Annotated in this window: 14 protein-coding genes; 3 read left to right on the top strand and 11 right to left on the bottom strand. The window is 63.9% G+C overall.

Annotated features, from left to right (window positions below):
* Positions 1–10: 10 nt before the first annotated feature.
* From AB4K19_RS13155 to AB4K19_RS13125, 7 genes are all read right to left on the bottom strand, one after another.
* Positions 11–1,102, bottom strand: a complete 1,092-nt coding sequence (locus AB4K19_RS13155) for a Zn-dependent alcohol dehydrogenase (protein WP_436397903.1) — start codon at positions 1,100–1,102, stop codon at positions 11–13.
* Between the two features lie 104 nt (positions 1,103–1,206).
* Entirely contained in the window at positions 1,207–2,415 is a 1,209-nt protein-coding gene (locus AB4K19_RS13150; RefSeq protein WP_436397902.1) for a TCR/Tet family MFS transporter, read from the bottom strand.
* A 3-nt stretch (positions 2,416–2,418) separates the two neighbouring features.
* Entirely contained in the window at positions 2,419–3,744 is a 1,326-nt protein-coding gene (locus tag AB4K19_RS13145) for a lyase family protein (protein WP_375228786.1), read from the bottom strand.
* 28 nt (positions 3,745–3,772) lie between these two features.
* On the bottom strand, positions 3,773–4,561 hold the full coding sequence (gene pcaD / locus AB4K19_RS13140) for a 3-oxoadipate enol-lactonase (protein ID WP_375228785.1): 789 nt from the start codon (positions 4,559–4,561) through the stop codon (positions 3,773–3,775).
* 23 nt (positions 4,562–4,584) lie between these two features.
* The gene (locus tag AB4K19_RS13135; RefSeq protein WP_436397899.1) at positions 4,585–5,562 is read right to left on the bottom strand and encodes a threonine ammonia-lyase; all 978 of its coding nucleotides are present in this window, start codon (positions 5,560–5,562) and stop codon (positions 4,585–4,587) included.
* Positions 5,559–6,383 (bottom strand): alpha/beta fold hydrolase, encoded by an 825-nt coding sequence (locus tag AB4K19_RS13130; RefSeq protein ID WP_436397897.1) that lies wholly within the window; start codon positions 6,381–6,383, stop codon positions 5,559–5,561. Before AB4K19_RS13130 ends, AB4K19_RS13135 begins: the two co-directional genes overlap by 4 nt.
* Positions 6,383–7,069: a haloacid dehalogenase type II gene (locus AB4K19_RS13125; RefSeq protein WP_375228783.1), complete on the bottom strand. Its 687-nt coding sequence runs from the start codon at positions 7,067–7,069 to the stop codon at positions 6,383–6,385. The genes AB4K19_RS13130 and AB4K19_RS13125 overlap by 1 nt, the downstream gene beginning before the upstream one ends.
* Before the next feature lie 181 nt (positions 7,070–7,250).
* Between AB4K19_RS13125 and AB4K19_RS13120 the strand changes: the two genes are divergently transcribed.
* Positions 7,251–7,685, top strand: a complete 435-nt coding sequence (locus AB4K19_RS13120; protein ID WP_375228782.1) for an FKBP-type peptidyl-prolyl cis-trans isomerase — start codon at positions 7,251–7,253, stop codon at positions 7,683–7,685.
* Between the two features lie 2 nt (positions 7,686–7,687).
* On the opposite strand, the gene AB4K19_RS13115 is transcribed toward AB4K19_RS13120, so the two are convergent.
* The 4 genes from AB4K19_RS13115 to AB4K19_RS13100 form a co-directional block, all read right to left on the bottom strand.
* Positions 7,688–8,026 carry a hypothetical protein gene (locus tag AB4K19_RS13115; protein WP_375228781.1) on the bottom strand — a complete coding sequence of 113 codons (339 nt, stop codon included), beginning with the start codon at positions 8,024–8,026 and terminating at the stop codon, positions 7,688–7,690.
* A gap of 84 nt (positions 8,027–8,110) precedes the next feature.
* A complete protein-coding gene (locus tag AB4K19_RS13110) occupies positions 8,111–8,902 on the bottom strand; it encodes an enoyl-ACP reductase FabI (protein ID WP_436397893.1) in 792 nt (263 codons plus the stop codon).
* An 11-nt stretch (positions 8,903–8,913) separates the two neighbouring features.
* A complete protein-coding gene (gene fabB / locus AB4K19_RS13105; protein WP_375228780.1) occupies positions 8,914–10,143 on the bottom strand; it encodes a beta-ketoacyl-ACP synthase I in 1,230 nt (409 codons plus the stop codon).
* A gap of 146 nt (positions 10,144–10,289) precedes the next feature.
* Positions 10,290–10,745, bottom strand: coding sequence for a MarR family winged helix-turn-helix transcriptional regulator (locus AB4K19_RS13100; RefSeq protein ID WP_375228779.1), 456 nt, complete (start codon positions 10,743–10,745; stop codon positions 10,290–10,292).
* Positions 10,746–10,822: 77 nt separating this feature from the next.
* Between AB4K19_RS13100 and AB4K19_RS13095 the strand changes: the two genes are divergently transcribed.
* Positions 10,823–11,413 (top strand): SRPBCC family protein, encoded by a 591-nt coding sequence (locus AB4K19_RS13095; RefSeq protein WP_375228778.1) that lies wholly within the window; start codon positions 10,823–10,825, stop codon positions 11,411–11,413.
* A 157-nt stretch (positions 11,414–11,570) separates the two neighbouring features.
* Complete coding sequence (locus AB4K19_RS13090) at positions 11,571–12,827, top strand: DUF2254 domain-containing protein (RefSeq protein ID WP_375228777.1); 1,257 nt, start codon at positions 11,571–11,573, stop codon at positions 12,825–12,827.
* Positions 12,828–12,864 lie beyond the last annotated feature (37 nt).

Genomic DNA, 12,864 nt, shown 5'->3' with positions numbered 1-12,864 from the left:
TCCGGTGGTGTCAGGTGTCGAAGACGATGACGTTGCGGCGCGCGCCCCCCGTTCGGGTGTCGGCGATGGCCTCGTTGATCTGGTCAAGACGCCAGCGCCCGGAGATCAGTTCATCGAGCTTCAGGCGGCCCTGGGCGTAAAGGTCCACCATCCAGGGGATGTCGCGCTGGATCACCGCGTCGCCCATTTTGGAGCCGGTCATGCCCTGACCTGTTGCGGCCAGCATCACCGGCTCGTAGCTGGAGAGCGCGCCTGAATGGGGCATGCCGACCATGATGACCTGGCCGCCGGCCCCCAGATAGCGCGGGGCCTGATCATAGGCGGGGATGGCCCCGACCGTGACGATCACGGCATCCGCGCCGCGCCCGCCCATGGCTTTGATCGCGGCCCGCCAGGGTTTGTCCAGCGTGGCCAGCACGCCGTCGGTTGCGCCGAATTCGCGGGCGGTCTGAAGTTTCTCTTCGCTCATATCCACGGCGATGATGCGGCGGGCACCGGCAATGCGTGCGCCCTGGATCGCGTTGAGCCCGACGCCGCCCGCGCCGATCACGACCACGTCCTGGCCTGCGCGCAGGTTTGCGGCATTGACCACGGCACCGACGCCGGTGATGACGCCGCAGGCCACCAGGCAGGCGGCCTCTTTGGAGATGTCCGGGCTGATCCGCACGACCTGGTTTTGTGCCACCACGACCTTTTCAGCGAACCCGCCGCAGGCCATGGCCTGGTGCAGTTTGCCGCCCGTTGTGGTGGTGATTGGCCCGTGATCGCCGTCATAGGGGGTTTCGCAGATGGTCGGTTTGCCGGAGGCGCAGTTGCCGCAGCTGCCGCAGGCGCGGATCAGTGTGACGATCACACTGTCGCCTGCCTTCAGGCCCGTGACCCCGTCGCCGGTTGCCGTGACCACGCCTGCGGCCTCATGCCCGTAGACGGCGGGCAGTGACCCGCCCCAGGCACCATCCGCATAGGAGATGTCCGAATGGCAGATCGCGACGGCACTCAGGGTGACCTCGACCTCACCGGCGATGGGCGCGCGCAGGAGGATATCCTCGACCAAGAGCGGGTCGCCAAAACTGTGGCACACGGCGGCTTTGATTGTCTGCATGGGCGTTTCTTTCTGTCGGCGGGCGCGTGGCCGTTTGCTGTTCTGGCCAGCCTGTCGCCGGGGCGTCAGAGTTGCAAGCCCGAAGGCGACAGCAGTGTGTCGTTTCAGCCGGTTCTCTGTGCTGCATCGCCGCGCAGGACAAACACGACCAGACCCACAACGATCAGTGCCGCGGACAGCAGAAAGGGTGCCCCGGGCAGGTAGAAGGCCGCACCCTCTGTGGTGAAGGTCGCGAAGGTGGCGGTCATCATCATCGGCGAGAAGATCATCGCCAGCGCGGACAGGGACGTCAGCGCGCCCTGCAACTCGCCCTGGGCATCCGCACCGACTGCTTTGGACATGATCCCCTGGAGCGCGGGGGTGATCACGGCAGCAAGGGCTGCCAGCGGTGTCAGGATGAGCGCGAGGGTCCCGTTTGTGACAAAGGCGAGGGCCAGAAACGCGAGAATATCAAAGACATGCCCATAAAGGACGGTGCCGCGTTCGCCCAGCAGCCGCATGATGGGCCGGATCAGACCGCCCTGAACAATGGCCAGCATGATGCCGAAGAGCGCGAGGCTCAGGCCGATTGTCTGGGGGTCCCAGCCGAAGCGTTCCTTGCCGAAATAGGACCAGACGGCGGGATAAACGATAAAGGCCACCTGGTAGATGAAGAACACCAGCAGCATTGCGCCGATACCGGGCAGTTTGCGCAGCTGCCGGAGGCTGCCCAGCGGATTGGCGCGCGTCCACCGGAACGGCCGCCGGATGCTGTCAGTCACGGTTTCCTTCAGCACAAAAAGGCCAAAGCCGAAGTTCAGGAGCGCGAGCAGGGCGGCGGCATAGAAGGGCGCGCGGGTGCCGTAGCCTGCCAGCAGACCGCCTATGAGCGGACCCAGCACAAAGCCAATGCCAAAGGCCGCGCCCACGAGACCGAAGTTGGCCGCGCGGTCCTCGGGCCCGGAGATGTCGGCCATATAGGCATTGGCGGTGGATTGCGTCGCGGCCGTGATCCCGCCGACAACCCGGCCCAGCAGCAGGAGCCAGATGCTGCCGGCGACGGCCATGACCAGATAATCAAGCGCCATGATGGCGAGCGACACCAGCAGGACCGGTCTGCGCCCGAAACGGTCAGACAGACCACCCAGCACCGGTCCGAAGAGAAACTGCATCACCGCAAAAACGGTTGAGAGGATACCGCCCCAGAGTGCCGCCTGCGCCAGGTTACCCGCGCGCACCTCCTGGATCAGGTCGGGCATGACGGGGATGATCAGGCCGATCCCCATGGCATCAATCATGACGGTCGTCAGGATGAACAGAACCGCCGGGCGCAAGCGTCAGATCCCGGCAATGCGGGCGGCAAAAGCCCGCGCGTCAGCCGGTGCCCGGCCCGTGGATTTCCGGAGGTCGAACAGATCGGGCGGCAGGTCGGGCCAGGCCGCAAGAGCGCGTTCGGCCAGCGTGCCGCCGTTGTCGCGCACCTGATTGCAGAGCGTTTTGACCGCCTGCTGTGCCTCCGGACGGGGCATCTGCCGGGCGAGCGCAAAGCTCAGGGCTTCGGCGTGCACCATGCCGCCGCCGTGCGCCAGACCCCGCAGCATGGCATCCGTGTCGGGCTCCACGCCGCCAATGACCTCTGCCGCGATCTGCAATGCGCTGGCGCAGCTCAGCACGATCTGCGGCAGGACCATCCATTCGGTGAACCAGGCAGCGCCATCGCGCTGGTGCTGGTGCATGGCGGCGGTCTGCAGGCTGCTGAGCAACCCGGCGGTCTGGTGTGACAGTGCCGTGAGCGCAGACGGCCCCACCGGGTTCTGTTTCTGCGGCATCGTGGAGGAGGCCCCGGCACCGCCCAGACGAATGTCACCGACCCCGCCGGCCGCAAGGCCCGTCAGGCTGTGGCCCATGGCACCGAGGGTCGCGGTGACACCTGCCATCCAGCCCGCAATGCGCAGCACCGGGCCACGATCGGTGTGCCAGCTGCGTCCCGGATCAGCGAGGCCCAGACCCGCGGCGAGGGCCGCGCGCAGAGCATCCGGGTCGGCCCCGAGTTCAGAGGCGGTGCCCGCAGCCCCCGAGAGCGATACCCAGAGGTTATCCCTGCGCAGGGCGGGCAGGGCGTCCAGAGCGTCCGCCAGCGGCATGCCCCAGCCCGCCAGAACAGCCCCCCATGTGGTCGGCGTGGCAGGTTGCCCGTAGGTGCGCGCGGCCATCGGCGTTTTCGCGTGGTGCGATGCCGCCTCTGCCATCTGTTGCAGCAGACCGGTCAGGTCCTGCTCAGCGAGGCTCAGCGCCTGGCGCAGGCGCAGCATCAGGCCGGTGTCGATAATGTCCTGCGAGGTCGCGCCCCAGTGCACGTATTGCGCATGTTCGGGCGCGTTCATTTCCGCACGGAAGGCCGCAACCATCGCCGGGATGCAGACCCCGTTGGTGCCTGTCGCTGTCTTCAGCGCGCCCGGGTCGATCTGTATTTCCAGCGTTGCGCGCTGAATGGCGGCCGCGCTGATTTCCGGGATCAGCCCCGCTGCTCCCTGCGCTTTGGCCAGGGCCCCTTCTGTCAGCAGCATGGCGCGCAGCGCGGCGCTGTCGGAAAAGAGCCGCCCGGTTTCACCGGTGGGAAAGAGCCCGGCATAGAGAGGGCTGTCAAAAACGCTCGCAGCCATCGCTTAGTCCCGCAGTGTCCGTGTGTCGTCAGACATGGCCCACCTCGCGCAGGAAGGCGGTCAGCGTGTCCGCGTATTCCTGGGGTTTTTCCACGCAGGGCAGGTGGCCTGTCCCCCGGATGATATGCATGCGGCTGCCGGGGATCAGGTTGATGGTTTCGCGCACGAGGTCGGGTGGTGTTGAGCCGTCTTCGGTCCCGGCGATGCCCAGCGTCGGCAGGCGCAGGCTGGCGGTTGTGGTGTAGAAATCCGTGCCGGATATGGCGGCGGAACAGCCCATGTATCCTTCGTCCTCCTGACGGGTCAGCATGTTGCGCCAGAGTTCGAGTTCCGGGGTTTCCCGGAAACGCCGCGAGAACCAGCGGTCGATAATGGCATCCGCGAGAGCCCCGATGCCGCCCGCGCGGACCCCGGCGATGCGTTCGTCCCACATATCCTTGTTGCCGATGCGGGCGCCGGTGTTTGACAGGACCATCGCACGCACCATATCCAGACGCTTGACCGCGAGGCCCTGGGCGATCATGCCGCCGATGGACAGGCCGACGAAAACGCAGTCCCGCACACCCAGGTGATCGAGCAGCTTTTCCGCATCTGTCACGAGCGCACCCATGGTGTAGGGAGCCGGCGGGCAGGTCGAAAGGCCGTGGCCCCGTTTGTCATAGCGGATCAGCCGCAGGCCTTCAGGCAGCAGCGGCAGGATCGGGTCCCACAGGCGCATGTCCGTGCCGAGCGAGTTGGCGAAAACCACTGGGGCTCCGTCCTCGGGACCATCCACGCGGTAGTGCAGGCGCACGTCCCCCAGATCAGCGATCAGCATCTGTTTTCCCTTTGTCCGTTCTGTCAGGCGGCATACCGGCTGAGCGCCGTCTGAAACACATCCGCATCCACATTACCGCCTGAGATTGTGACGATGACATCATCGCCGTCAATCGTGTCGTGATGAAAGAGCGCGGCGGCCAGCGCCACGGCGCCGCCGGGTTCGGCCACCAGTTTCAGGCGGCTGAAGGCCAGGGCCATGGCGTGCAGGGCCTCATCGTCGGTCACAACGATGCCAGGGCCTGCGAGGCGCTGCAGGATCGGCAGCGTGATCTCGCCGGGCACCGGCGTGACGATGGCATCACACAGGCTGCCCGAGGGGGCGGCGTTCCTGCAGGCATGTCCGGCCGCCAGAGAGCGTGTCATATCATCGAAGTGTTCCGGCTCGCAGGGGCGCACCCGCAGGCCCGGGGCCTGTGCTTCGAGGGCCAGGGCAATGCCCGAGGCAAAACCGCCCCCGCCACAGCACACGATCACATCCGCCTTGTCGATGCCGGCATCAGCGGCCTGTTCGGCGATCTCAAGACCCGCCGTGCCCTGTCCGGCGATCACCTGGGGTTCGTCAAACGGCCGGATCAGCGTGAGGCCCCGGGCCTCTGACAGTTCGGCACCGATCGCGTCGCGGTCCTCGCCAGCGGCCCGGTCGTAGAGCACCACTTCGGCCCCCAGCACGCGGGTGTTGTCGATTTTCATCCGGGGCGCGTCGGCAGGCATGATGATCACCGCGGTGCTGCCCATCTGGCGCGCGGCCAGCGCAACACCCTGCGCGTGATTGCCGCTGGAAAAGGCGATCACGCCGCGGGCGCGCTGTTCGTCGGTCAGTGCAGAAACGGCAGAGCGGGCACCGCGGTATTTGAAGCTGCCAGTGTGCTGCAGGCATTCGGCTTTGATCCAGACGCGCCGCCCTGCCAGGTCGTCAAGAAAGGGCGAACTGAGCAGCGGTGTTCTTCGGACGTGGTCCGCAATCCGGCCGTGCGCGGCCCTGATCATGTCGATATTCATTTCAGGCTGTTGATCCATGTCTGCAGGGTTGCGACGGATTCCGGCTCGTCCAGAAACGGAATATGGCCGCGCCCCATGACGGTGGCGGCAACCATGTCGGGACGTCTGCGCTGCATCTCGGCCAGTGTGTCCGGGCTGAGCAGGTCGGAGTTTTCGCCCCGAAGGCAGGCCAGTGGCAGGCCCTCGAGCGCGTCAAAGAACGGCCAGAGATCGGGGGCGGCCTGCGCACCCTGCGCCTCGACAGCATCACGCAGTTTCGGATCATAGGTGATCGACAGTCCGGACTCGGTCATCCGGAAATGTTTGACCGCTTCCTCCATCCAGCGCGCAAAGGGCACATCCTCGAACGAGGTCATCGAACGCTCAAGCCCGCGCGCGGCATCCACGTGGTTCTTGGCGCCTGGGTTGCGGCCCAGGTAGCTCATGATGAACGACAGCCCTGTGGGGTCGAGTTCCGGGCCGATGTCGTTGAGTGCGACGCCCAGCAGCCGGTTCTTGTGGCTCATCGCGAGGCCCATGGCATTCAGCCCGCCGCGGGAAGTGCCCAGGATCGCCACCTGTTGCAGGCCGAGGTGATTGAGCAGCGTCAGAACATCCTGGCATTCCACGGGCAGCGAATAATTCTGCCATTTTCTGTCCCATTCAGAGCGCCCGCGCCCCCGGTAATCCATACGTATCACGCGGCAGTCGCGCAGGTGCGGCATGACATAGTCAAAATCGGCCCCGGTCCGTGTCAGACCCGCGAGACAGAGCAGGGGCAGTCCGGCACCTTCGTCCGTATAGTGGAGCGTCAGCCCGTCATGAGAGACAAACTCCGGCATCAGAGGCCCGCCAGTGCGGGTATGCCCGTCAGATCGGGGATGATATGCGCAGGCCGCCAGGGCAGCCGGTCCACGGGTTCGCCCGCGCGGTTCACCCAGGCGGTGGTAAAGCCGTACCCGGTGGCACAGCCGGCGTCCCAGCCGTTGGAGGAGACAAAGAGCACCTCGGAGGTGTCACAGCCAAACCGGCGGCACACCATGTCGTAAACCCGTGCATCCGGTTTGAAGACGCCAACACTTTCCACCGACAGTGTGTCGTCCAGAACTTCGCCGATGCCCGCAGAGGCCACGGCGGCGGCCAGCATATCAGGCGCGCCATTGGAGAGGATGGCGGTGTTCATGCCGCCCGCTTTGAGCGCTGTGAGCATGTCGGGCACCTCCGGATAGGCCTGCAGTTCGCGGTAGAGGGCCATCAGCCTGTCATAGAGTTCCTGGTCATCGCCGAAACCGTTGCGTTCCAGCGCCCATTCCAGGCCCTCGCCTGTCACTGTCCAGAAATCGGTATGGGCATCCGTGACCGCGCGCAGCCAGGTGTATTGCAGCTGTTTCTGCCGCCAGTGCTCGGCAATGGCCCGCCAGCACCCGGCAATGCGTGCGAATTCCGGCTCGCCCGCTGCCTGCCGTGCTGCGGCACTGACATCGAACAGGGTGCCATAGGCGTCGAAGATGCAGGTTGTCACTGCCATGATCTCTGTCCTTTCATCGCATTGGGGGCACAGTGTCATGGCATTGTCGCTGCTGAAAGGCCAAATCACGCGATTTTAACCTTTACTCTGCGCGCGGGCAGGGGCAGGCTGCTCTGAACCCGGGAGCACCCGCGCAGATACGCGGCCTCCGACGTTTTTCCAGAACAGCACGAGGCAGTTTATGACCCAGGTCAAATCGGGCGACACCGTCGCCATCCACTACACCGGCACATTGCTGGACGGCACCACCTTTGACAGCTCCGAAGGCCGTGATCCGCTGGAGTTCGTGGTGGGATCCGGCCAGATCATTCCGGGCCTTGATGTAGCCCTGCCCGGTATGGCGGTGGGGGACAAAAAGACGGTCGATATCGCCTGCGCAGATGCCTATGGGCCGCTGAACCCGGAAATGCGCCAGTCGGTGCCGCGCGAAGGCATCCCGGATGACATCCCGCTGGAAGTGGGCACGCAGCTGCAGATGCAGACGCCCACGGGTCAGCCCCTGCCGGTGATGGTGGTCGAGGTCAGCGAGGCGACTGTCACGCTGGACGCCAATCACCCGCTCGCGGGCAAGGATCTGCGGTTTGATATTGAACTGATGCGGATTGACGCGGCCTGACGTCAGGATCCGGGGCGGTTCACCCGGACAGCTGAGTCTGAGAGGCGGGCCGCGGGCAGCCCGGCCATTTTCGCTTTGCCCGGGGCGCTCTGTATCTCGGCACTGCGCGCGGCGACGGCCATTTCGCGGAAAGAGCCGCCGTCCATCGCGACCTGCGCCATCAGTCTGGCGCTTTCGATCTGCAGCCGCATCTGCGGTTGCGCCACCGGGTCGGACCAGAGTGCGGTTGAGAACATCACCGCTGTGATCGGGATGAGCATTTTCGCCCGGTACCGCGCCTTCTGACCGCGCTCAATACAGGCGATCCGGCGATAGTCTTTTCTGGTCAGATTCGGTTTCATAACCAGAGCATGACCGGTAATTCGGGCGTCAGTGCGGCACAAACATGGAGAGCTGCCGGCGAAACCTTACCGCGCAGTTAACGCTCAGAGATTGCCGGCCTGCGGCATGCCCAGAACGTGGAAACCACCGTCGACGCGGATGACTTCGCCCGTGGTGCAGGCCCCGGCGTCGGATGCCAGATAGACGGCGGTGCCGCCCACGGCTTCGAGCGTCGCATTTGCGCGAAGCGGGGCGTTCTCGTCGGTGTGCTTGAGGGTTTTGCGCGCGCCGCCGATCGCCGCACCGGCGAGGGTTTTCATCGGCCCGGGCGAGATCGCATTCACCCGGATGCCCTCGGGGCCGAGGTCATTGGCGAGATAGCGCGTCGCGCTTTCCAGGGCCGCCTTGGCCACGCCCATCACATTGTAGTTGGGGGTGACGCGGTTCGATCCCATGTAGGTCAGCGTCAGCAGTGTGCCGCCGTTTTCCGTCATCATCGGGTGCGCCCGCCGCGCGATTTCAATGAAGGAATAGGCGCTGATGTCCATCGAGTTTTTGAAGTTCGCCCGGCTGGTGTTCAGAAAGCGCCCGGTCAGTTCGTTTTTGTCTGAAAAGGCGATGGCGTGCACCACGAAGTCAATTGTCGGCCAGCGCGCGCCCAGTGCCTCAAAGGCTGCATCCAGTGAAGCGTCGTCGGTGACGTCTACATCGACCATGAAGTCCGAGCCAATTGATTGTGCCAGGGGTTCCAGGCGCTTGCCAAAGGCCTCGCCCTGGTAAGTAAAGGCCAGCTCAGCACCGGCCTCTGACATCGCCTTTGCGATGCCCCAGGCGATGGAGCGTTCGTTCGCCACGCCCATGATGAGACCGCGTTTTCCTGCAAGAACACCAGACATGTTGACCCCTCTCAGGCTTTGTATTTCGACAGGATCATTGACCCGTTGGTACCACCAAACCCGAAGGAATTGGTCATCACAGAATCGAGCCCTGCGTTTTCCACCGTTTCCCGCGCAATTTCACCGTCGTGGATGGCCGGATCCTGGTCGATCACGTTGATCGACCGGGCGATGAAGTCGTTGTCGAGCATCAGCAGGCTGAAGATGGCCTCGAGCGCACCGGCGGCACCCTGAGCGTGTCCGGTCATGGACTTGGTGGAGCTGATCGGCGGTGTGCTGCCCTCGCCAAAGACACGGCGCACGGCCTCGACCTCGCCTACGTCGCCGACGGGTGTCGATGTACCGTGGGCGTTAATGTAGCCTACTTTGCGGCCTTCGGGCAGAGTACTGAGCGCCAGCCGCATCGCGCGCTCGCCGCCCTCGCCCGATGGAGCCACCATGTCGTGGCCGTCGGATGTGGCGGCATAGCCCGTTACTTGGGCATAGATTTTCGCGCCGCGCGCCAGCGCGTGTTCCAGGTCTTCAAGCACCACGATGCCGCCGCCGCCTGAGATCACAAACCCGTCGCGATTGGCGTCAAAGGCGCGGCTCGCCAGTTCCGGCGTGTCGTTGTATTTGCTGCTCATGGCCCCCATGGCGTCAAAGAGGCATGACAGGGTCCAGTCGAGTTCCTCGCCACCGCCGGCGAACATCACATCCTGTTTGCCCAGCATGATCTGTTCAGCCGCGTTGCCGATACAGTGCAGCGAGGTCGAGCAGGCCGAGGTGATCGAATAATTGATACCCTTGATCTTGTAGGCTGTGGACAGGTTGGCGCTGACGGTTGAGGACATGCATTTCGGCACAGCAAAGGGGCCGATACGTTTGGTGGCGCCGGTGTTCTTGACCACGTCATGGGCGGTCAGCATGGCAGAGGTCGACGGGCCTCCGGAACCTGCCACCAGGCCGGTACGCGGGTTCGAGATCACATCCTCGCCCAGTCCCGCGTCTGCGATGGCCTGCCCCATGGCGATATAAGCATAGGCTGCACCCGGTCCCATGAACCGCAGGGTGCGTTTGTCGATGTGCTCGGAGACGTCGATTTTCAGGGTGCCTGCGATCTGGCTGCGAAAGCCGTGTTCGGTCATCTCGGGGCTGGCCACGATGCCGCTCGTGCCATTTCTGAGCGAGGCAAGCACTTCCTCTGCATTGTTCCCGATTGAGGAGACGATCCCCAGCCCTGTTACGACGACGCGGCGCATAGCGCATTCCTTCTGCAATACAGAGCCTGTGTAAGTCAGCCCTGCCGGACGGGCAAGCGGTTAGACATGTCCGGCGGCCGCCGAAGTCCGTTCCGCAACCGTGCCCCGGAGATCAGGCGGGGCCCCGTCAACGACATCGGCACAGATCACCCCTGCTTTGACGGGGGCAGGCCTATGGTTCGTGCAATTCTGCCCATGGCCTCCAGAAAGGCCGGACGGTCCTTTTCGGGCAGGGCGCCCAGCATGGCGGACGCGTTCCTGTGGTCCTGTCGCCTGATTGCGGCAAGAACGTCCCTGCCATCGCCGGTCAGGCTGATGCTGATGGCGCGCCCGTCTGATTTATCCGGCGCAGTGCGGACCAACCCCTTTTTCTGCAGGGCTTTGACAGCCGCGGAAACCGTTGTCCGCGGGACTGCCAGATCATCTGCGATATCCGACGGACGGATCGTCTCGCCAGCGCCGATAATGCGGAGCATGTGGAAATGCAGCGGATTGAATGCCAGCCTTCCTTCTGCCGGCGCGCCCTGTCTGCCGGACACAAGCAGGGCCCGGATGATCACGCTGATGTGGTCTGCGAGTTCTTCGCCGGATCGGTCAGGCATTTGGGGCCTCTGACTTGAGTGATGCGAAGTTCGCACTATATAGTGCGATAATTGCACTAAAATGGTGGATACCAATCATGCGACTTCCTTTGCTTGTCTCAACTCTTGCCGTCATCCTAACAGGTTGCGGCGAACCCTCAATTCCGACGGAACCTCCGAAAGCCACACCGCCGCCGGACGTGGCGACGTCCGGTTTTCTGACGGCCTATGCCGAGCAGACCATTGCGATGTCTGTCCCGGAGGTAAGGGCTTTTCTGGCAGACCAACCGCTGATCAGTTTTCTCGAACCCACAGAGAACATTTCGAACCCGGTCGGCAGCGAGACCCTTGAGGGGGACTGGCCTGAACCGGGTGCCAGCCGGTGGCTGAGGCTTGCGGACGGTCACTATGTGGTCGAGCGCATTCTCGAAAACGAAGAGGATTTCTTCAGGTATCAGGTGTTCGTATTCACCAATGCAGCCGGACGGGGTGTTGACCAGATCGTCGGCGAACAGCGCTTTGTTGCGGTCGAAGACGGGACGCGGTTTGAATGGACTTACAACGTGCTGCCCGCAAATTTTGTGGCGCGGCAGTTTGTCCGGAACAACATGGACGAGATCGGCCTCTATATCTCCGGTGGGCTGGAGCGCTTTGCCGTGGCGGCTAATGCGTCAGCTTCGCAGGACTGACGCTGGTGCATCTGCGATGGAACCCGCCTGCCAGCCGGATCTGAAGACCCTCCCTGGCCGGATGCCGCAAAAGCGCAGTCGGGCCAGGGGTTTGAGGTAGCTGGCGGGGCCGCGGTGCGATAGACGTGTAGGGAACAAGCACAATGATCGGACGCATGTGACCCGCCTCAAGTGGCTTACGCTCGTTTTTCTACGCTATTACCGCAGTATGGGGCTGCGGGTCTTTCTCTATGCGCTTTTGTCCATTGCCGCGACCCTGATCAGCCCGTTTGCCAATGCCCTGACCGGCGTGCGGTTCAGCACGGAAATCACCTTCGATTCAGTGACGCCCGTTCTGACGATTCTGGCCACGTCGATGCTGGCAGTGTCGACCTTTTCGCTGAACATCATGGTCACTGCGCATCGTGCGGCGGCGGATACGGCAACCCCCAGAATGCACCGCATCCTGCTCGAGGACACCACGACACAATCGGTGCTGTCGGTGTTTATCGGCGCGTTTGTCTATTCGCTGGGCTCGCTGGTGCTGTACCGGCTGGGCTTTTACCCGCCGGATGCGGCCCTGGTTGTGATGGGGATTACCACGCTGGTGGTGGTGGCGGTGATCCTGTCGCTGCTGCGCTGGATCAACCATCTGACGATGCTCGGCAGTATTCAGGACAGTCTGCGCACGGCCGAGAACCGCGCGCGTGAGGCGCTGAAGGCCCATGCGCGTCATCCGGGCTTTGGCGCGACACCGCTCACGGGCGAGACGGTTCTGCCGGTCTCCACCACGCCGCTTGCTGCGCCGGAAACCGGGTACCTGCAGCTGATCGATATGGCGGAGTTGCAGAACTGTCTGCCGGATCAGGCCACGCTTTATCTGGATGTGAGCCCGGGTCAGCATGTGCTGGAAGGTGAAATCATCGGCCAGGTCTCCGGAACGGTTGACCGTGCGACGCTGGACCGGCTGGTGCGGTCGTTTACCTTCGGGGCCATCCGGACGCATGAACAGGACGCCGCGTTTGGCCTGATCACCCTGTCGGAGATCGCCTCAAAGGCCCTTTCGCCGGGGATCAACGATTCCGGCACGGCGATCGAAGCTCTGATGATCCTGAAGGGGCTGCTGTGGCACTACGGGCGTGCCGGGCGCGCAGATGAAGCACCGCAGGCCGCCAATGTCGTTGCGCAGTTTCCCGGCCCGCCGGAGTTTGTGCAGGCGGCATTTGCGCCGATCGCACGGGATTGCGCGGGGAACTTTGATGTTTCTCTGCGGCTGGTTGAGTGCCTTGCAGCTCTGTCAGCGTCGGAAAATGAAGAGGTTTCGTCAGCGGTCTGCGATCTGGCCAGGGAGGCTTTGTCCTACGCCGAAGAGGCGGGCATGCCCGAGCGGGACCTGTCGCGTCTGCGGTCCGTGCCGTTCGCACGGGATGTTTGATGCTCTGGTTCTTTCAGGACGGTCTGACCCGATCGGC

It is taken from the genome of Roseobacter phycocola, assembly GCF_042055075.2.
In the GTDB taxonomy this organism is placed as follows: Bacteria; Pseudomonadota; Alphaproteobacteria; order Rhodobacterales; family Rhodobacteraceae; genus Roseobacter.
This window is presented reverse-complemented; position numbering and strand designations above follow the sequence as displayed.

What these genes read in the sequence shown, in the direction of transcription:
- AB4K19_RS13155 (WP_436397903.1), bottom strand. Translation starts at nt 1,102, where the DNA reads ATGCAGACAATCAAAGCCGCCGTGTGCCACAGTTTTGGCGACCCGCTC.
- AB4K19_RS13145 (WP_375228786.1), bottom strand. Translation starts at nt 3,744, where the DNA reads ATGGCTGCGAGCGTTTTTGACAGCCCTCTCTATGCCGGGCTCTTTCCC.
- pcaD (WP_375228785.1), bottom strand. Translation starts at nt 4,561, where the DNA reads ATGCTGATCGCTGATCTGGGGGACGTGCGCCTGCACTACCGCGTGGAT.
- AB4K19_RS13135 (WP_436397899.1), bottom strand. Translation starts at nt 5,562, where the DNA reads ATGAATATCGACATGATCAGGGCCGCGCACGGCCGGATTGCGGACCAC.
- AB4K19_RS13130 (WP_436397897.1), bottom strand. Translation starts at nt 6,383, where the DNA reads ATGCCGGAGTTTGTCTCTCATGACGGGCTGACGCTCCACTATACGGAC.
- AB4K19_RS13125 (WP_375228783.1), bottom strand. Translation starts at nt 7,069, where the DNA reads ATGGCAGTGACAACCTGCATCTTCGACGCCTATGGCACCCTGTTCGAT.
- AB4K19_RS13120 (WP_375228782.1), top strand. Translation starts at nt 7,251, where the DNA reads ATGACCCAGGTCAAATCGGGCGACACCGTCGCCATCCACTACACCGGC.
- AB4K19_RS13115 (WP_375228781.1), bottom strand. Translation starts at nt 8,026, where the DNA reads ATGAAACCGAATCTGACCAGAAAAGACTATCGCCGGATCGCCTGTATT.
- AB4K19_RS13110 (WP_436397893.1), bottom strand. Translation starts at nt 8,902, where the DNA reads ATGTCTGGTGTTCTTGCAGGAAAACGCGGTCTCATCATGGGCGTGGCG.
- fabB (WP_375228780.1), bottom strand. Translation starts at nt 10,143, where the DNA reads ATGCGCCGCGTCGTCGTAACAGGGCTGGGGATCGTCTCCTCAATCGGG.
- AB4K19_RS13100 (WP_375228779.1), bottom strand. Translation starts at nt 10,745, where the DNA reads ATGCCTGACCGATCCGGCGAAGAACTCGCAGACCACATCAGCGTGATC.
- AB4K19_RS13095 (WP_375228778.1), top strand. Translation starts at nt 10,823, where the DNA reads ATGCGACTTCCTTTGCTTGTCTCAACTCTTGCCGTCATCCTAACAGGT.